Consider the following 17,123-nt stretch of genomic DNA (forward strand, 5'->3'; position numbering starts at 1 on the left):
ATGCTGCCCGAGCAGGCCGAGCCGCAGGCACTGGTGCTGCCAGTCGATCCCGGGGCGCATGATGCGCTGCCCGAGGCCGCCGTCGCCCGCCTGTATGGCGAGCCGATGGCGCGCATGCCAACCGACCTGTACATTCCGCCGGACGCGCTCGAGGTCTTCCTGGACGCCTTCGAAGGCCCGCTCGACCTGCTGCTCTACCTGATTCGCAAACAGAACTTCAATATCCTCGACATCCCGATGGCGCAGCTCACCCTGCAATACCTGAAATATGTCGAGCAGATCCGCGAGCACAATCTGGAACTGGCCGCCGAGTACCTGCTCATGGCGGCAATGCTGATCGAGATCAAGTCGCGCATGTTGTTGCCGAAGCGCCATGACGACCTGGTCGAAGAAGCCGGCGACCCGCGCGCGGAGCTGGTGCGGCGCCTGCTCGACTACGAGCAGATCAAGGTGGCGGCGGTGAAGCTGGGAACGCTGCCGCAGGAAGGGCGAGATTTTGTGCGTCCCGAGCTGTTCGTCGAGCAAGGCGTGGCGCCGAGCCTGCCCGAGGTCGACCCCTGGGATCTGCAACGCGCCTGGCTCGACGTGCTGCGCCGCGCCAAGCTGACCGAGCATCACCGGATCAGCCGCCAGGAATTGTCGGTGCGCGAGCACATGTCGGCCATCCTGCGCACCCTGCAGTCGCAGCGCTTCGTCGAGTTCTCCGAACTGTTCGCGGGCCAGCACGGTATCCCGATTGTGGTTGTACACTTTGTCGCCATGCTAGAACTGGCTAAAGAAACCTTGATCGAAATCACGCAAGCCGAACCATTTGCGCCGATCTATGTACGGCTGGCTTACTCCCCGGCGTGACCGCCGTTCATTCAATTTGCGCATTAATTTGCACCTAGCTCATGAAAATCATTTCCTCCATCGACGAATTGCGCGACCAGTTGCGCGGCCAGTTGCGCACCGCCTTCGTGCCGACGATGGGCAACCTGCACGAGGGGCATCTTTCGCTGATGCGCCTGGCGCGCAGGCATGGCGACCCCGTAGTCGCCTCGATCTTCGTCAACCGCCTGCAATTCGGGCCGAATGAAGATTTTGAAAAATACCCGCGCACCTTCCAGGACGATGTCGCGAAACTGGAACGCGAAGGCGTCTACGTGCTGTTCGCGCCGACCGAGAAGGACATGTACCCGGAACCGCAGGAATACCGGGTCCGTCCGCCTGACGGCCTCGGCAACACGCTGGAAGGCGAATTCCGCCCGGGCTTTTTCGATGGTGTATGCACCGTCGTGACCAAGCTGTTCTCCTGCGTTCAACCGCGGGTAGCCGTGTTCGGCAAAAAGGATTACCAGCAGCTGATGATCATCCGCAACATGGCGCGCCAGTTCGCCATGCCGACCGAGATCATCGGCGCCGAAACCTTCCGTGCCGAGGATGGCCTGGCGCTGTCATCGCGCAACGGCTACCTCTCGAGTACCGAGCGTCTCGAGGCGCCGGCCCTGTACCAGCAGCTCAACGCGGTGGCCCAGACCATGCGCGCCGGTGGGCGCGACCCGCTCGAGGTCGAGCGCGAGGCAATGCAGGTCTTGGCCGCACGCGGCTGGAACCCGGATTACGTGTCGATCCGCAAGCGCATGGACTTGCGTCCACCTTCGGCCACCGACCTGGATGCGGGCGCGCCGCTGGTCGTGCTGGCGGCAGCCAAGCTGGGCGCGACGCGGCTGATCGACAACCTGGAAATCTAGGCAACATAGCAAATCACCATCTATGCTTGCGAAATTGCAATAAAGGGAAGGATGGCCTTATACTTGACGCCGCGGTGACTAGTTTCCTAGACAACTGCGCATAACCAAGGAACTTGCCGTGAATGCTCCCCTGCCTCACCTGACCCGCAAAGGCCCGCCGAAGCCGTCCGACGTGCTCAGCCGCATCGGCGGCCAAGCCGAACCGCACGAGATGCGCGACCCCTTCGACATCGGTGAAGCACTTTTAACTTTGTCGCTCTCGGGAGAAGCGGTCACGGTGCTGCCGGCAGGAGTTGTAGAACCATTGCTCGCGCGCATAGCTTCGGTTGATCCTGAACTGCCGCATTTCGTCCTCGACTTTACCGGCAGCGCCCTGCCGCCGGCTGGCAAGGCCACCCTGGTTGCCGCGCTGGGCGGCAACGCCAAGTTGCAATTCGAGATCGAGCAGAAATTCAAGGCCTTGCCGGGCGAGCCGATGCATGTGGCGGCCGAGTTCCCGCCGGCCTGCCTGGTGTTGAACCGGCGCGCCGCGCGCCGCGTCGAGACGCCCGTCGGCGTCAACTACACCGCCGTATTCAGGACCAATGGCCGGCAGTTCGACCTGCCGCTCTACGATTTCTCGGAGACCGGCGTTGGCTTGCGGGCAACGCCGACGCAGGTATTCGGGCTACATGTAGGCAAGAAGCTGGAGGGTGTGCGACTGGAGCTGGGACCGAACCTGACGCTCACGGCCGACCTCGAGGTGCGCCTGATGCGCCCCTTCCGCACTTTCCTGCTCGGCGAACAGGTTCAGATCGGCTGCAGTTTCTCGAGCATCTCGCTGCAGATGAAACAGACGCTGGAGCGGTTTGTGACCAGCGGGGCGGTTGAGCGGCGCGCCGCGGCACGCTAGCTCATCGGGCGTCAAGCCGCGACGCTCTGGGCCCACGCCAGCGCCGACAAGTGCGCCTTGTTGACGTCGAGCGGGCTGATGTCGAGCGAGGCCGCCAGCGACGACACCAGGCTGGAACTGAGCTCGCAAGCCTCGGCCAGCGCCAGGTAGGGGCCGTAGATGCCGTTGCGACCCAGCAGCGCCTTGACTACCTCTTCCGGCAGCGGCACTGTCTCGAGTACTTCCTGCATCGGCAAGCCAAGCAGGCGGTCGAGCAGCGAGAACATGCCGGCGACAAACAGGTTCTCTCCTTCCCCGCGCGCCAGCTTCTTTTCACCCAGCAGTTCGGCCAGACGGCCGCGGATCACCGCCGTTTCCATCAGTACCGGCGAATAGCCGCTCTGGCTGGCCGTGGCCAGCAGCAGCACCAGCCAGCGGTACAGCGGCGCATAGCCCATCAGCGCAATCGCCTGGCGCAGCGACTGCACCTCGCGCGCAGCACCGAAGCCGGCCGAGTTAATAAATTTCAGTAGCTTGTAGGTGAGTGCAGGATCGCGCTTGAGCACGTTTTCGATCTTCGGCACGTCATCGTTGTTCTGCACCATCTGCATCAGCTGCAAGATCGTGCTCTGGGTCGCATTCATGCCCTTGACCGGGTTGCCGGGACGCGGCGTCAGGTGCAGCTTGCCCACGAAGGCATCCAGGCCAAGCGCAGCGCAGGCGTCGAAATCGGCCCAGCTTGCCACTGGCCGGCCTACCATGCGCATTGCGGCATGCTTGGCGGCCGCATAGGTGCGTGCCTGCGCGACCACGTCGATGCCAGTGAACTGGACTTCGAGGTAAGAAGCGTACGGTGACAGGTTGCGACCCAGCAAGGCGATGTCGGCCCCGCGGATCGACACACCCACGCCGCCGACACGCACCGCCGCCACCGCCGAGCGCACGTCGGGATCGGTCAGCTTGCGAATATTCAGGGTCAGGACCGTGTGCTCCGGCGGCAGCGCATGCAGCGCGTCGAGCGAAAGCATTTCGGGAACCGCGTCGAGGAACAGGATCTTGTCGCGCAATAACCAGCCCTGTTCGGCGTGTACCACGTGCTGGGCGACAATGCCGACCAGGTCTTCGAGTTCCTGGGCGGTCGCGACCCTGCCGTCATTGCTTTGCCACGACAGTTCGTAGCCTATCACCCGCTGCTTGGGGTCGAGCAGCGGTTCACGGACGATGAAGTTGGTCTGGTGCATGTTGGCGCGTAAGGGGGCCTGAAACGGGCCGGCGGCAAGCCGTGGCCCGGCGCGCGTCAGAAACCGAGGCTGTCGAGCAGGTCGTCGACCTGGCCCTGGTCAGCCACGACCTCGTTCTTGCCTTCCGGATTGATCTGCGGACCGTTGAGCAGGCCGTTGTCGAGTTCGCGCTTGATTTCACTCGGCGCAAAGTCGATCAGCACCTGCACCAACTGCTTTTCGAGGTTCTGTGCAATGCCGGTGATGCGGCCGATCACCTGCCCGGTCAGGTCCTGGAAATCCTGGGCCATCATGATGTCCATCAGCTGGCCCCGGGTCGCGGCCGCCCCCACACGCGATTCGTCGAGCCCGGTGATCGTGCGCTGGGCCAGCGCGCGCCACTGCGCTTCCGAGGCGCCGTTATCGAGCAGGGCCTGCCACGAAGCGGACAACTCGCTAGAGCGCGTTTCAATTGCATCCTGCACCGGGCCGGCGGCATCGGTCGCGTCCAGCACCTTTTTGGCGGCTTGTTCCGAGAGACGCGCGACGTAGTCAAGGCGATCGCGGGCGTCGGGAATATCGCTCGCGGCCTTCTCGATCAGCTTGTCCAGGCCCAGTCCGCGCAGGCTCTCGTGCAACGAGCGCGTCATGTGCCCGATCCGGCTCAGGACATCTTCGTTCGACACCGGGGCCAGGTCGACAGTCTGCTCAATCATGTCAGGCTCCGGCCTTGTCCATTTTTTCGAAGATCTTGTTCAGCTTTTCGTCCAGCGTGGCTGCCGTGAACGGCTTGACCACATAACCGCTGGCGCCGGCCTGGGCCGCGGCGATGATGTTTTCCTTCTTGGCTTCGGCCGTCACCATCAGCACTGGCAGCTTGGCCAGCGCGGGATCGGCACGAATGTTCTGCAGCATGGTCAGGCCATCCATGTTGGGCATGTTCCAGTCCGACACGACGAAGTCGAACTGTTCGCTGCGCAGCTTGGCCAGGCCCATGACGCCGTCTTCGGCCTCGTCAACGTTGGCATATCCTAATTCTTTCAACAGATTCCGGACGATGCGGCGCATCGTCGAGAAATCGTCTACAACCAGAAAACGCATCTTTGGATCAGCCATAAATTACTCCGTTGAATCTTCTACTTTGGTTAAATGGTGGGCGCCGTGCCAGGCTCAATGGAGCAGCCTCGATAGAACAGCCTCAAGCAGCCTCAAGAATAGCATTTTTGTTGCCATACGGCGATAAAATGGGAACAAACGACCTGCATCCGCATCAAACACGCAACGCCCGGCTGCCTTGCGACGCCAGATGGTCAAGCACCATGCGCGGCAACTGCTGCAACGGACCAATTTCGTGGGCTGCGCCGAGTGCAATCGCCTCGCGCGGCATGCCAAAAACAACGCAGCTCGCCTCGTCCTGGGCAAAATTCTGCGCTCCCGCAGCGCGCATGTCCAGCATTCCCGCGGCGCCGTCCTTGCCCATGCCGGTCAGGATAACACCAACGGCATTCTTGCCTGCGGCTTCGGCCGCACTGCGGAACAACACGTCCACCGAGGGACGGTGGCGGTTGACCGCCGGGCCCTGGTCGAGCCTGGTCATGTAGTTGGCGCCGGATCGGGCCAGCAGCAGGTGCGAATGGCCCGGGGCGATATAGGCATGGCCGGGCAGCACGCGCTCGTTGCCCTGCGACTCGCACACGCTGATTTTGCATAGCGAATCGAGGCGCTTGGCGAAGGAACTGGTAAAGCCTTCCGGCATGTGCTGGGCAATCAGGATGCCCGGACAGTCCGATGGCATCTGCATCAGGAATTCGCGGATCGCCTCGGTGCCACCTGTGGAGGCCCCGATAATGATCAGCTTTTCCGACGAAATCAAGGGGCTGCGCAGCGCCGACAAGGGCCCCGTGGCGGCGGCCGGCTGCAAGGTGCGCGCCTTGACCCGGGCGCGCGAGACGGCCCGGATCTTGTCGGCGATCAGCTCGGTGTACTCGCGCATGCCGGTCTGGATCGAAATCTTCGGCTTGGTCACGAAGTCCACCGCACCGAGTTCCAGCGCGCGCATGGTGATTTCCGAACCGCGTTCGGTCAGCGACGACACCATCAGCACCGGCATCGGCCGCAGGCGCATCAGTTTTTCCAGAAAGTCGAGGCCATCCATCTTCGGCATCTCGACGTCGAGGGTGAGCACGTCCGGGTTGTGGCGCTTGATCAGGTCGCGCGCCACCAGGGGGTCGGGGGCGGTCGCCACCACTTCCATATCGGGCTGGGAGTTGACGATTTCGCTCATCACGCTACGGATCAGCGCAGAGTCGTCGACGATCAGTACCTTGATTGTCATGGGTCGTCCTAAAGAGGTCAATGCGATCAGAACAGGTCGATGGCGCCGCCCACCGGCTCGACCTTGAGCCGTTTGGCGTAGTCGAGTTCGCGCTTGGCCAGCGTATCGTTTTGGGTTTGCATGAGCTTTTTCACCAGTACCTTTCCGGTCTTCGGGAAGAAGTACACCTTGCGTGGATAGATGTCGTTCAGGTCTTCGGCCAGCACCGGGATGCGCTCGGTCTTCAGAAAGCTCATGACGAAGGCCGCATTGCGCTCGCCCACGTTCATCGCCGTGAAGCCGCGCAGCACCGCGCCGCCGCCGAACACCTTCGCTTCCAGGTTGTCGCGCCGCGCGCCGGCCTTGAGCAGGTCGTTGATCAAGATCTCCATCGCGAAGGTCCCGTAGCGCATCGAGGCGGAAACCGGGTTGTTGACGTCGCCGCTGTCGGGCAGCATGAAGTGATTCATGCCGCCCAGACCGGTGACGCGATCGCGGATGCAGGCCGACACGCAGGAACCGAGCACGGTCACGATCAGCATGTTCTTGCCGGTGTAGTAGTACTCGCCCGGGAGGATCTTGGCCGCGTCGCAGTCGAAGGTGCGGTCGTAGTAGACGTTGGTGGCAAACTGGTTATTCATGGTTCGCTACCAATGCTAACGGGCTGCGCGCAGGGCGGGATCAAGCTCGTACACGGTCTTGCCGCGCAAGCGCAGCGAGTCCGACACGTACAGGAAATTCTCGGAATGGCCAGCGAACAGCAGCGCGTGCGGCTTCATCAGCGGCACGAAGCGCGCCAGGATCCTGCGCTGGGTGTCCTTGTCGAAGTAGATCATCACGTTGCGACAGAAGATCGCATCGAACTGCCCTTCGAGCGGCCAGCCGTCGGCCAGCAAATTGAGCTGGCGGAAGTTGACCAGTTGGCGCAGCTCCGGGCGCACGCGCGCCATGCCTTCGTTGCCGCCCTTGCCGCGCATGAAGAAGCGCTTCAGGCGCGCCGCGTCCAGCTTCTCGGTGCGCTCCATTGGATAGACCCCGGTAGCGCCGGTGGCCAGCACGTTGGTATCGATGTCGGTGGCGATGATCTGCACTGGCGGCGTGAGCGTGTCGAACGCTTCGCAGGCCGTCATCGCGATCGAATAGGGCTCTTCGCCGGTGGACGCGGCCGAGCACCAGATCGTCAGCGGCGCGCCACTTCCCTGCCTGCGCCTGAGCGCCACCAGATGCTCGGCCAGCAGCGGAAAATGGTGCGATTCGCGGAAGAACGAGGTCAGATTGGTGGTGAGCGCATTGGTGAACGCCTCCCACTCGGCGCCCATGCGCCCTGCTTCCAGGTCGTCGAGGTAACGCACGAACGACTGGATGCCGGTCGCGCGCAAGCGCCGCGCCAGGCGGCTGTACACCATTTCCTGCTTGCTGTCGGCCAGCGAGATGCCGGCGCGCTGATAAATCAGCGCGCGGACCCGTTCGAAATCATTCTTGGTGAAGTCGAATTCCTTGACCGTATCGGTTTTTTGCTGCGGCACGTGCTTGCCTCTTCATGCTGTGTGCCCGGTGAGTCGGGCGATTCGTTTTGCTGCTCGTGCCAACACCCTCCGATCAAGCAGCGAGTTTGTCCATCAAACCCATCTCGCCCGACGACATCAGCTTGTCGATATCGACCAGGATCAGCATCCGCTCATCTACCGTACCGAGGCCAATCATGTAGTCCGAATTGAAGGCGCTGCCCATTTCCGGGGCCGGCTTGATCTGGTCGGGGGTAAGCGTGGTCACGTCCGAGACGCTGTCGACCACCATACCCATGATGCGCCCGCCAATGTTCAGAATGATCACGACGGTGAACTGGTCATAGACCGGCGTGCCGAGCTTGAACTTGATGCGCATGTCCACAACCGGAATGATGATGCCGCGCAGGTTGATCACGCCCTTGATGAATTCGGGGGCGTTGGCGATGCGGGTGACCGCTTCGTAGCCGCGGATCTCCTGCACCTTCAGGATGTCGATGCCGTATTCCTCGGAGCCGAGGGTGAAGGCCAGGAACTCGCTGCCTGCGCCGTCGTGCGCGGCGCCGTCAGCCATCCGGGTGTTCTGTTCGGTAGACATGTTTCGTCCTCTTGAAGTAATTGGTTATTAAAAAACTGCGGCGCCGTCGAGCAGTTGGCGCGACGAACGCACCAGTGCAGCCACGTCCAGGATCAGGGCGACGCCGCCGTCGCCAAGGATGGTGGCGCCCGAAATGCCAGCTACCTTGCGGTAATTCGCTTCCAGGTTCTTTACCACCACCTGCTGCTGGCCAACGAGTTCGTCGACAAACAGCGCCGCCTTCTTTCCTTCGGTCTCGAGGATGACGACGATGCCTTCGGACGGATTGGTGTTGCGCGCGGCGATCTCGAACATCTGGTACAGCGGAATCAGGGGCAGGTATTCGCCGCGCACCTTGAGCACGGTGCCGCGCCCGGCGATCTCGCGGATGTCTTCCGGCGCCGGCTGCAGCGACTCGACCACGAAGGACAGCGGCAGGATGTAGACTTCGTCGCCGCTGCGGATCGACATGCCGTCCAGGATCGCCAGCGTCAGCGGCAGCGAGATCGAGATCGTGGTGCCGAAGCCACGCGCCGAACGAATCTCTACCGTGCCGCCCATCGCCATGATGTTGCGCTTGACGACGTCCATGCCGACGCCGCGCCCCGAAACATCGGTGACCTGTTCGGCTGTGGAGAAGCCGGGCGCGAAAATCAGCTGCCAGACATCCGAATCGCTCATGTTGTCGGAAACTGCCAGTCCATTTTCCAGCGCCTTGGCCAGGATCCGCTCGCGGTTCAGGCCACCGCCATCGTCGGCCACCTCGATGACGATGTTGCCGCCCTGGTGGCCCGCCGACAGGAACAAACGCCCTGCTTCCGATTTGCCGGCTGCGGCGCGCGCGGCCGGCATTTCGATGCCGTGATCGATACTGTTGCGTACCAGGTGGGTCAGCGGGTCGACGATGCGCTCGATCAGGCCCTTGTCCAGTTCCGTGGCGGCGCCGTTGGTGATGAAATCGACTTTCTTGCCAAGCTTGGTCGCCAGGTCGCGCACCATGCGCGGAAAGCGCGAAAACACGAAATCCATCGGCATCATGCGGATCGACATCACGGCTTCTTGCAGCTCGCGGGTATTGCGTCCCAGCTGGCTGATCGAATTGAGCAGCCGCTCGTTGGCCATCGGGTCCAGGTTGCTGGTGCGCTGCTCGAGCATGGCGTTGGTAATCACCAGTTCGCCAATCAGGTTGATCAGCTGGTCGACCTTCTCGACCGAGACCCGGATCGACGAGGATTCGGCGCCAGGATCCTTGCGCGCGGCCTTCTTTTCCTGCGCCAGCTCGGTTGCCAGCTCGGTGGAGCCTTCGGCCGCCAGTTCGGACGCTTCGATCCGCTCGCGGTGCATTGATGCCGCCAGCGCAGGTGGCGCTTCGTCGACAATGCCCGCTGCTGCGCGGATTTGCTCGATCGGCTGGAAGAAACCATAGCCGCGCTCGTCGTCGGACAGGTCGCCGCCGCTGGTGCCCGATGCGTCGTCGTCGGCGTCGAAAAAGCCATAGCCCTGATCGTTCTCGATACGCGCGCGTTCGGCTGCCTCGATCGCACGCTGCGCCGGCGTCAGCGCCGGGGCCTCAAAGATCTTCAGGTCGTCGGGGTCGAGCACGAACGAGCAGATCGCGATGATATCGTCCAGGCTCTCCTGGGTGGTAATGATAATGGCGCTACGCCCGCCTTCGAGCGGCACGACCTTCACGCGGCCCATCAAGCCGAGTTCATCGACCAGCGCGCAGATGTCGCGCTGGTCAACCGGCGGCAGCTCGATCTTGTAGCGGTGCGCGCCGTCGAGCGGGTGATGCGTCTTGACTTCGGCGGTCAGGTAGGACGGCACCACCACGGGCGCCTGCGGCACCAGACCCTCGGCCAGGTCGTGCAGCACCATCCGCACATTGGCCACGGCTTCCTGGTCGACTGGCGCGCCGTGGCGGTGACCGTCGAGCAGCATCTTGAGGGTGTCCTTGGCCGCCAGGAACGCGTCCACGTGATTCGAGGTCAGCGCCATCTCGCCCTTGCGGATGCGGTCCAGCAGCGACTCGAGTACGTGGGTGACCTCGCTCATGTCGGTCAAGCCGAAGGTCGATGCGCCGCCCTTGACCGAATGCGCCGTGCGAAAGACCGCATTCAGGTCTTCCGGATCGGGCGCGGCGACATCGACGCCCAGCAGCAGCCGCTCCATCTCGGCGAGCAGTTCTTCTGCCTCGTCGAAAAAGACCTGGTAAAACTGGCTGATGTCGATCGTCATGATGCAATCCTTTGTGTAACCCAGTGCGTCATCGCAACCGGGTGCATCGAAAAACCGTCGCGAGCGCAAGCAGTTGTGCTCGAGAAGCGCAGCAGGTTCTTCGGTGCGCCCATTAGCCGATGACTTTCTTGACGACTTCGATCAGGCGCTGTGGATCGAAAGGCTTGACCAGCCAGCCATTGGCGCCGGCGGCGCGGCCCTTGGCCTTCATCTCGTCGGATGATTCGGTAGTGAGCATCAGGATCGGGGTCTTGGCATAGCCCGGCAAGGTGCGCAGGGTCTTGATCAATGCCAGTCCATCCATGCGCGGCATGTTCTGGTCGGTCAGGACCAGGTCCACGTTTTGCAGCTTGGCCTTGTCGAGGCCATCCTGGCCATCGACTGCTTCCACCACGTTATAGCCAGCGGCCTTGAGGCTGAACGCCACCATCTGGCGCAGCGAACTGGAATCGTCGACCGCGAGTATCGTTTTTGCCATTTTTGCTCCTGCTGTTTTATGTCCGGAGAACCGGTTATAGGGTTTGTGGTCACCGCACTCAGAAGAGTTCGATGTCCCCGCTTTCGAGATGCTGCTGGTCGACCGACTTGCGCAGCATGCTGCGCAGTTCGAGCGACTGGATCGCCAGTGCCATGCTGACCTTGCCGAGGCGTTCGACGATTTCTTCGCCATCCGTCTCGGGCGCGATGTCGGCGCCATGCTCGCTCAGTGTGCCGAGAAATTCGCGCAGGCCGGCCACGCGTCGCAGCGTGCGGTCGATCAGCTGGCTGGTCATGTCCTGGAACTGCATGCTGGTGATCGCGGTGTTCACATGCTGGCCGATCTCGCCCGACATGTCGGACAGGTGGGCGCTGTCCTCCGCGCTCGGCGTGCCGCCCGCCAGCAGGCGGTTGATCGCTTCCTGGCGCGTGCCGACCGCCGTGTGGATCGCCATGAAGCTGCTGGTGAGCTTGTCGATGGCTTCTTCCAGCAGCAGTTCGGTCTGCAGCAAGTCGGTTTCGACTTCGGTCAGGTGCCTGCGACCGTGCACGGCCACGCCCGACAGCAGGCGCTTCACGTGCGATCCGAGTATCTTTTTTCTTGTCATGTCATTCTCCTGGCCCGCTAGTTCGTGACCGCCTGGCCGGTCGCCAGGGCTGCGGGTTGTTGCGCGGGTACCTCGAGGGTGGCATTGTCGCGCTGGACGGCTTCTTCGGTGCGCTTGTTCATCACGATGATGCTGATGCGCCGGTTGATCGGATTGAACGGGTCGGCGCGGTCGAGGTGGGCGGCCGCGGCCAGGCCCACCACGCGCAGCACCTTGGCGTCGGCCAGGCCGCCGCGTACCAGTTCGCGGCGCGAGGCGTTGGCGCGGTCTGCCGACAACTCCCAGTTGCTGTAGCCGGCGTCGCTGAAATACGGGGTCGAATCGGTGTGTCCCGACAGACCGATCTTGTTCGGCACTTCATTGAGCACGAGCCCAAGCACGTTCAGGATTTCGCGCGTGTAGGGCTGCACCTCGGCCTTGGCCAGCGCGAACATCGGGCGGTTCTGCTCGTCCACGATCTGGATGCGCAGGCCCTCGCTGGTAATGTCGAGCAGCATCTGGTTCTTGTATTTCTTGAGCAGCGGATTGACTTCGATGACCGACTCGATCTTGGCCTTGAGCGACTCCAGGCGCTCGGCTTCGGCGCGCGCCACCGCCGCTTTCGCCGCTTCGAGGTTATAGGTTTTCGAACTCGGGTCGATGTCGCCCTTTTTTACCTGGCCATTGCGCCGGGTCAGGTCGGTGCCGCCGCCCTTGATCACCGACGACGAGTCGCCCGAACCGGAGCCGCCGGCCATCGCCACCTTGAGCGGAGTCGAAAAATATTCCGAGATGCCCTGCAGGTCGCCCTTGGCGGTCGAGCCGAGCAGCCACATGAGCAGAAAGAAGGCCATCATCGCGGTCACGAAGTCGGCGTAGGCAATCTTCCAGGCGCCGCCATGGTGGCCGGCGGCGACCTTCTTGATGCGCTTGACGACGATCGGGCGCATGCCTTCATCGGCCATGGCACGCTCCCGTCTTCAGGTAGGTGGCGAGGACAGGCATTGCGGCTTACTTCTTCTTCTTGATGTGTTCTTCGAGCTCGGCGAAGGTCGGGCGCTCGGTCGAGTACAGGACCTTGCGGCCAAACTCCACGGCCAGCGCCGGCGCATAGCCGTTCAGGCTCGCCAGCAGCGTCACTTTCACGCACTGGAACATCTTGGTCGATTCTTCCAGCTTTTGCTCCAGGATATTGCCCAGCGGGCTGACGAAAGCATAAGCGAGCAAGATGCCGAGGAAGGTGCCAACCAGCGCCTTGGCGATCAGGATCCCCAGTTCGGCCGGCGGCAGGCCCACCGATTCCATCGTGTGGACCACGCCCATCACCGCCGCCACGATACCGAAGGCCGGCAATCCGTCGCCGATCTTGGCGATCACGTGGGCCGGGATCGCGCCCTCGTGGTGGTGGGTCTCGATTTCGTTGTCCATCAGGTTTTCGATCTGCATCGCGTCCATGTTCCCCGAGACCATCAGGCGCAGGTAGTCGGTCATGAATTCGATGATGTGGTGGTCGGCCACCACGGCCGGGTATTTCGAGAACAGCGGCGAGGCGTCGGGCGCCTCGATGTCGCCTTCGATCGACATCAGGCCTTCCTTGCGCACTTTTGACAGTACGTCGAATTGCAGCGCCATCAGCTCCATGTACATCGCACGCGTGTAGTGCGAACCCTTGAAGATGCTCGGGAACGCCTTGACGGTCGCCTTGATGTTCTTCATGGTATTGCCAACGAAGAAGGCGCCGAAGGCGGCGCCGCCGATCATCAAGAGCTCGATCGGCTGCCACAGCGAGGCAAGGTGGCCGCCGGCCAGGGCGAAGCCGCCAAAGACGCAGGCACAGACGATGAGGTAACCGAGAAGGACTAGCAAGGGAAATTCGCTCCAGAGTCGCCGCACATAGTGACCGGCCGACGCAAACAAGTAAATCTAAAAAAAGTGATTTCAAGCAAAGTTGACGCAGGGAACCACTCTAGCGGGAGAACGCTCCCCGGGCAAGCAAAAAGGCCCCGTTTGTCGTCTAAAAGTGCCAGATATGCAGGGCTGGGCCGCCCTCTGTGGGATAGACGGTACGGTTCGGCACGCGATCGTCGATGCCGAATTCGTAACTGAGCAGGATCGCGCCCGGCCGCAGCTCGCGCGCGGCCTTGCGCCACAATGCCGGCATGGCGGCCGGAGACAAGTAGGCAAAGATCACATCGAAGCGGGAAAAGTCGAGGCGTTCGTAGTCGCCGCGCATGAACCGGGCGCGGCTGCCGGCGGCCAGCGCCCGCATGCGGCTGATGAACCAGGGCAGCGGCGCCAGCTCGATGCCGCTGGCCTCGACGCCGGGCCGGCGCGCCTGCAGATCCAGCACCAGGCCTCCCAGGCCACTGCCGATGTCGATCACGCGCACCGGCCCGGAGGGCGGCAGCAGGCCTGCCACCGCATCCCACACGCGCCGGCTTGAAGGGTAATACGGCACCTGGGTCCGGTAAGTGGACCAGTAGAGCAGCAGCAGGAACAAGAAGATGGCGAGGAAAACGGCCGGCGGGATCGCCAGCTGGGCCGTGCCCAGCAGCGCCAGCGGAAACAGCAGCTGGATCGCTCGCCACCAACTGGCCAGTGCGCGCCACCAGGTCAGGCCGGCGGCAATCGCGCCCTGCACGATGGCAACTACCAGATAGGACATGGGCAGGCCGGCGCTGGCGAGCAGGTAGACGCTTGCCAGCGTCAGGGGAAAGGCTGCCAGCTGCAGCAGCAGCGCCGCAACGGCGGGCTTCACGCGCGGATCGCCCTACAGACCCGCGGCGGCATCCCTGGCATCCTGCGCGTCCTTGGCATCCCTGGCGTCCCTGGCGTCCTTGGCGTCCTTGGCCTTGCGCGTCTTGCCGGCGCGCGAAGGCATGTGGCACAGGCCGCACTGGTAGTCGGCATTCAAGTCCAGTGCGTTGACAATGAACTTGCCCTGGCATTTGCCGCACGGGGCCAGCACCAGCATGCCGCTCTGGAAGAAGCGCACCAGCGTCCAGGCCCGCGTGAGCGACAGCAGCGGCTCTTCGCCTGGCTCGGGCGGCATTTGTTCGAGGTAGAGCTTGTAGGCTTTCATGACCGCCTGGATGCCGCTAGCACCAGCGTGCTCGACCAGGAAGTTATGGATATTAATGAACAGCGAGGAATGGATATTCGGCTGCCAGGTCAGGAACCAGTCCGTGGAAAACGGCAGCATGCCCTTGGGCGGAGACACGCCCTTGAGCTCTTTGTAGAGCTTGAGCAGGCGCTCGCGGGAGAGGGAGACTTCGGTTTCGAGCAACTGGAGGCGCGCGCCCAGGTTGATAAGCTCGATGGCGAGCCCGATTTCCTGCGCTTCGGATACGACGCTTTTCTTGCTCATTGCTGCTCCCGCTTACGCGCTACCTGCATGGCGGCCCCGGCGGGACCGCATGAGCGGGATTATACGATCTCTTCAGCTGGCTGGCCGGCCATCAGGATGGCTGCGTGCGACTGGGCCAGGCTGCGGTCCTTGGTGTGGCTGGTCAACATCGACAGGATGGCGGTGTCGTCGAAACGGAAGCGGGCCAGCATCATGTTGCCGCCAGCAAGCTTCAGGATCTGGGCATTGCTCATGCCTTCGATCAGGTCAGCGATGTCGGCCGAGACGCCGAGACGGAAGATGGCGGTGACTTTGTCGGCACGGATCATCTGCTGCGCAAGCATCAGGTAGCTCAGGTTTGCGTCGCGAATTTCAGCCATCATGTCGTTCATCGTCATTTTTATCTCCGGTATCCGTTATGTCGGCGACTTGCGTGTTGCCGATGAGATAGATTCTGACCGTGGAGCAACTTTTGAGGAATTGGACGGAGTCTGTATTTTGCGTCCGATAATGACGGACATGACCCGTAGGAGTTTGTCTGACAAACCCTGCCGGATCACTATGTTGCCCCTATGAAAACAGGGGCTGGAGGAGTTGCCTCGGATCAGAAATCCGGGGCTAAATTTCGTGCGACTGAACGGTCGCTGTCGTGCGCTTGCTACGATTTACGTCAAGCTTTTCGAGAACTTGAGGGTTTTCGCAAAATATTTTTCAACACCTGCAACTACCCACACTTCTCTTCTTTAACGGAGCGCCCTACAGGAACTTGAGGGTTTGTTGAAAATATTTTTCCAGCCCCATTACCGCGCTTCTGATCAGGGTAACGGCAGGTCTTTCGGAAACTTGAGGCTTGTTTGAAAAAAATTTTCAAACTATTTCGGCTTCTGCATAAACGTTATCTTTGAACCAACAAAGCCGGGCGGGGACGGCAGGTTCTTGCTACACTGCGGGGCTTAACCACGCCTACCGAAAGCCTTTGCATGCGCCTTGACTGTTCCACGCCTGTTACCCGCGATGCCTGCGTGGCGCGCGACGAACGCGACCCGCTGCGCGCGCTGCGCGACTGCTTCGAGCTGCCGCCGGGCGTTGTCTACCTCGACGGCAATTCGCTCGGCGCCCGCCCGCGAGCGACCCTGCAGCGCGCCCAGGACGTGGTGGCGCGGGAATGGGGCAATGACCTGATCAAGAGCTGGAACTCGGCCGGCTGGTTCGACCTGCCCAAGCGCCTTGGCAACCGGCTGGCGCCGCTGATTGGCGCGCTCGATGGCGAAGTCGTCGTCACCGACACCACCTCGCTCAACCTGTTCAAGGCGCTGGCCGCCGCGCTGCGCCTGCAGGCGAACGGCCCCGGTGCAGCGCGCCGCACCATCGTTACCGAGCGCAGTAATTTCCCGACCGACATCTATATGGCCGAAGGCCTGGCGCAGTGGCTCGAGCGCGGCTACCGCGTGCGCCTGGTCGACTCGGCCGAAGAATTGTTTGGGGCGATCGATGCCGACTGCGCGGTGCTGATGCTCACCCACGTCAACTACCGCACCGGCTACCAGCACGACATGGCGCAACTGACCCGCCATGCGCATGCGCATGGCGCGCTGGCGCTCTGGGACCTGGCCCATTCGGCCGGCGCGGTACCGCTCGACCTGCACGCGGCGCAGGCCGACTTCGCGGTGGGTTGCACCTATAAATACCTTAACGGCGGCCCCGGCGCGCCGGCCTTTATCTGGGTGCCGCAACGCCACCAGGAGCGCTTTGCCCACCCGCTGACCGGCTGGTGGAGCCATGCCAGGCCGTTTGCAATGGCGCCCGGCTTCGCGCCGGCGGATGGCATCGGCCGGGCGCTGTGCGGCACCCAGCCGGTGGTGTCGCTGGCGCTGGTCGAGTGCGGGCTGGAGCTGTTCGAGCAGACCTCGATGGCCGCGGTCCGCGAGAAATCGCTGGCGCTGACCGACCTGTTCATCGACCTGGTCGAATCGACCTGTGCCGGCCATCGGCTCGGCCTGGTCACGCCGCGCGAGCATGCGCGGCGCGGCAGCCATGTCAGCTTCACCCATCCGCACGGCTATGCGGTGATGCAGGCACTGATCGAGCGCGGCGTGATCGGCGACTACCGCGAGCCGGAAATCATGCGCTTCGGCTTCACGCCGCTGTACACGGGGTATGCCGATGTGTGGGATGCGGTCGCGATCCTGCGCGACATCCTCGAGCGCGGGGCCTACGACCTGGCGCTCGAGCGCGGCGCAGTCACGTGAAGGAGC

19 protein-coding genes are annotated in these 17,123 nt (G+C 62.7%); 4 read left to right on the top strand and 15 right to left on the bottom strand.

Translation table 11 applies throughout. The annotated features are described in order from the left end of the window. The 3 genes from NRS07_RS13080 to NRS07_RS13090 all read left to right on the top strand — a co-directional run bounded on the left by NRS07_RS13080 (window position 1) and on the right by NRS07_RS13090 (window position 2,625). On the top strand, window positions 1-852 hold the full coding sequence (locus NRS07_RS13080; protein ID WP_259207559.1) for a ScpA family protein: 852 nt from the start codon (window positions 1-3) through the stop codon (window positions 850-852). 41 nt (window positions 853-893) lie between these two features. Further along, complete coding sequence (gene panC, locus NRS07_RS13085; protein WP_259207561.1) at window positions 894-1,733, top strand: pantoate--beta-alanine ligase; 840 nt, start codon at window positions 894-896, stop codon at window positions 1,731-1,733. 118 nt (window positions 1,734-1,851) lie between these two features. Continuing rightward, on the top strand, window positions 1,852-2,625 hold the full coding sequence (locus NRS07_RS13090; protein WP_259207563.1) for a flagellar brake protein: 774 nt from the start codon (window positions 1,852-1,854) through the stop codon (window positions 2,623-2,625). 11 nt (window positions 2,626-2,636) lie between these two features. Here NRS07_RS13090 and NRS07_RS13095 read toward each other — a convergent pair whose 3' ends face one another. The 15 genes from NRS07_RS13095 to flhD form a co-directional block, all read right to left on the bottom strand. Continuing rightward, the gene (locus NRS07_RS13095; RefSeq protein ID WP_259207566.1) at window positions 2,637-3,845 is read right to left on the bottom strand and encodes an EAL and HDOD domain-containing protein; all 1,209 of its coding nucleotides are present in this window, start codon (window positions 3,843-3,845) and stop codon (window positions 2,637-2,639) included. Between the two features lie 56 nt (window positions 3,846-3,901). After that, window positions 3,902-4,540, bottom strand: coding sequence for a protein phosphatase CheZ (cheZ, locus tag NRS07_RS13100; RefSeq protein ID WP_259207569.1), 639 nt, complete (start codon window positions 4,538-4,540; stop codon window positions 3,902-3,904). Window position 4,541: 1 nt separating this feature from the next. Beyond that, window positions 4,542-4,940 (bottom strand): chemotaxis response regulator CheY, encoded by a 399-nt coding sequence (gene cheY, locus NRS07_RS13105; protein ID WP_259207571.1) that lies wholly within the window; start codon window positions 4,938-4,940, stop codon window positions 4,542-4,544. A gap of 154 nt (window positions 4,941-5,094) precedes the next feature. Then, a complete protein-coding gene (locus tag NRS07_RS13110) occupies window positions 5,095-6,159 on the bottom strand; it encodes a chemotaxis response regulator protein-glutamate methylesterase (protein WP_259207573.1) in 1,065 nt (354 codons plus the stop codon). A gap of 26 nt (window positions 6,160-6,185) precedes the next feature. Further along, window positions 6,186-6,779, bottom strand: coding sequence for a chemoreceptor glutamine deamidase CheD (gene cheD / locus NRS07_RS13115; RefSeq protein WP_259207574.1), 594 nt, complete (start codon window positions 6,777-6,779; stop codon window positions 6,186-6,188). Window positions 6,780-6,794: 15 nt separating this feature from the next. Beyond that, window positions 6,795-7,664 (bottom strand): CheR family methyltransferase, encoded by an 870-nt coding sequence (locus tag NRS07_RS13120; protein ID WP_259207575.1) that lies wholly within the window; start codon window positions 7,662-7,664, stop codon window positions 6,795-6,797. A gap of 73 nt (window positions 7,665-7,737) precedes the next feature. Continuing rightward, a complete protein-coding gene (locus NRS07_RS13125) occupies window positions 7,738-8,241 on the bottom strand; it encodes a chemotaxis protein CheW (RefSeq protein WP_259207577.1) in 504 nt (167 codons plus the stop codon). Between the two features lie 27 nt (window positions 8,242-8,268). Further along, complete coding sequence (cheA, locus tag NRS07_RS13130; protein WP_259207578.1) at window positions 8,269-10,458, bottom strand: chemotaxis protein CheA; 2,190 nt, start codon at window positions 10,456-10,458, stop codon at window positions 8,269-8,271. Between the two features lie 112 nt (window positions 10,459-10,570). Next, the gene (locus tag NRS07_RS13135) at window positions 10,571-10,936 is read right to left on the bottom strand and encodes a response regulator (protein ID WP_259207580.1); all 366 of its coding nucleotides are present in this window, start codon (window positions 10,934-10,936) and stop codon (window positions 10,571-10,573) included. A 58-nt stretch (window positions 10,937-10,994) separates the two neighbouring features. Further along, the gene (locus NRS07_RS13140) at window positions 10,995-11,543 is read right to left on the bottom strand and encodes a chemotaxis protein (protein ID WP_259207581.1); all 549 of its coding nucleotides are present in this window, start codon (window positions 11,541-11,543) and stop codon (window positions 10,995-10,997) included. A gap of 17 nt (window positions 11,544-11,560) precedes the next feature. Next, entirely contained in the window at window positions 11,561-12,487 is a 927-nt protein-coding gene (motB, locus tag NRS07_RS13145) for a flagellar motor protein MotB (protein ID WP_259207583.1), read from the bottom strand. Between the two features lie 46 nt (window positions 12,488-12,533). Further along, window positions 12,534-13,388 carry a flagellar motor stator protein MotA gene (motA, locus tag NRS07_RS13150; RefSeq protein ID WP_259207585.1) on the bottom strand — a complete coding sequence of 285 codons (855 nt, stop codon included), beginning with the start codon at window positions 13,386-13,388 and terminating at the stop codon, window positions 12,534-12,536. Window positions 13,389-13,536: 148 nt separating this feature from the next. After that, the gene (locus NRS07_RS13155) at window positions 13,537-14,280 is read right to left on the bottom strand and encodes a class I SAM-dependent methyltransferase (RefSeq protein ID WP_259207587.1); all 744 of its coding nucleotides are present in this window, start codon (window positions 14,278-14,280) and stop codon (window positions 13,537-13,539) included. 12 nt (window positions 14,281-14,292) lie between these two features. Beyond that, entirely contained in the window at window positions 14,293-14,889 is a 597-nt protein-coding gene (gene flhC / locus NRS07_RS13160; protein WP_259207590.1) for a flagellar transcriptional regulator FlhC, read from the bottom strand. Between the two features lie 59 nt (window positions 14,890-14,948). Then, a complete protein-coding gene (gene flhD, locus NRS07_RS13165; protein WP_171081135.1) occupies window positions 14,949-15,266 on the bottom strand; it encodes a flagellar transcriptional regulator FlhD in 318 nt (105 codons plus the stop codon). Between the two features lie 582 nt (window positions 15,267-15,848). Here flhD and kynU point away from each other — a divergent pair. Continuing rightward, window positions 15,849-17,117, top strand: a complete 1,269-nt coding sequence (kynU, locus tag NRS07_RS13170) for a kynureninase (RefSeq protein ID WP_259207598.1) — start codon at window positions 15,849-15,851, stop codon at window positions 17,115-17,117. The last annotated feature ends 6 nt before the right edge of the window (window positions 17,118-17,123 follow it).

Origin of the sequence: Massilia sp. H6 (assembly GCF_024802625.1) — a bacterium.
In the GTDB taxonomy this organism is placed as follows: Bacteria; Pseudomonadota; Gammaproteobacteria; order Burkholderiales; family Burkholderiaceae_D; genus Telluria.

Excerpts from the sequence above, each read along its gene's own strand:
- NRS07_RS13135 (WP_259207580.1), bottom strand. The coding sequence starts at position 10,936 with ATGGCAAAAACGATACTCGCGGTCGACGATTCCAGTTCGCTGCGCCAG.
- cheZ (WP_259207569.1), bottom strand. The coding sequence starts at position 4,540 with ATGATTGAGCAGACTGTCGACCTGGCCCCGGTGTCGAACGAAGATGTC.
- panC (WP_259207561.1), top strand. The coding sequence starts at position 894 with ATGAAAATCATTTCCTCCATCGACGAATTGCGCGACCAGTTGCGCGGC.
- NRS07_RS13140 (WP_259207581.1), bottom strand. The coding sequence starts at position 11,543 with ATGACAAGAAAAAAGATACTCGGATCGCACGTGAAGCGCCTGCTGTCG.
- NRS07_RS13080 (WP_259207559.1), top strand. The coding sequence starts at position 1 with ATGCTGCCCGAGCAGGCCGAGCCGCAGGCACTGGTGCTGCCAGTCGAT.
- cheA (WP_259207578.1), bottom strand. The coding sequence starts at position 10,458 with ATGACGATCGACATCAGCCAGTTTTACCAGGTCTTTTTCGACGAGGCA.
- flhC (WP_259207590.1), bottom strand. The coding sequence starts at position 14,889 with ATGAGCAAGAAAAGCGTCGTATCCGAAGCGCAGGAAATCGGGCTCGCC.
- NRS07_RS13110 (WP_259207573.1), bottom strand. The coding sequence starts at position 6,159 with ATGACAATCAAGGTACTGATCGTCGACGACTCTGCGCTGATCCGTAGC.
- cheY (WP_259207571.1), bottom strand. The coding sequence starts at position 4,940 with ATGGCTGATCCAAAGATGCGTTTTCTGGTTGTAGACGATTTCTCGACG.
- motB (WP_259207583.1), bottom strand. The coding sequence starts at position 12,487 with ATGGCCGATGAAGGCATGCGCCCGATCGTCGTCAAGCGCATCAAGAAG.
- NRS07_RS13125 (WP_259207577.1), bottom strand. The coding sequence starts at position 8,241 with ATGTCTACCGAACAGAACACCCGGATGGCTGACGGCGCCGCGCACGAC.
- cheD (WP_259207574.1), bottom strand. The coding sequence starts at position 6,779 with ATGAATAACCAGTTTGCCACCAACGTCTACTACGACCGCACCTTCGAC.
- kynU (WP_259207598.1), top strand. The coding sequence starts at position 15,849 with ATGCGCCTTGACTGTTCCACGCCTGTTACCCGCGATGCCTGCGTGGCG.
- flhD (WP_171081135.1), bottom strand. The coding sequence starts at position 15,266 with ATGACGATGAACGACATGATGGCTGAAATTCGCGACGCAAACCTGAGC.
- NRS07_RS13095 (WP_259207566.1), bottom strand. The coding sequence starts at position 3,845 with ATGCACCAGACCAACTTCATCGTCCGTGAACCGCTGCTCGACCCCAAG.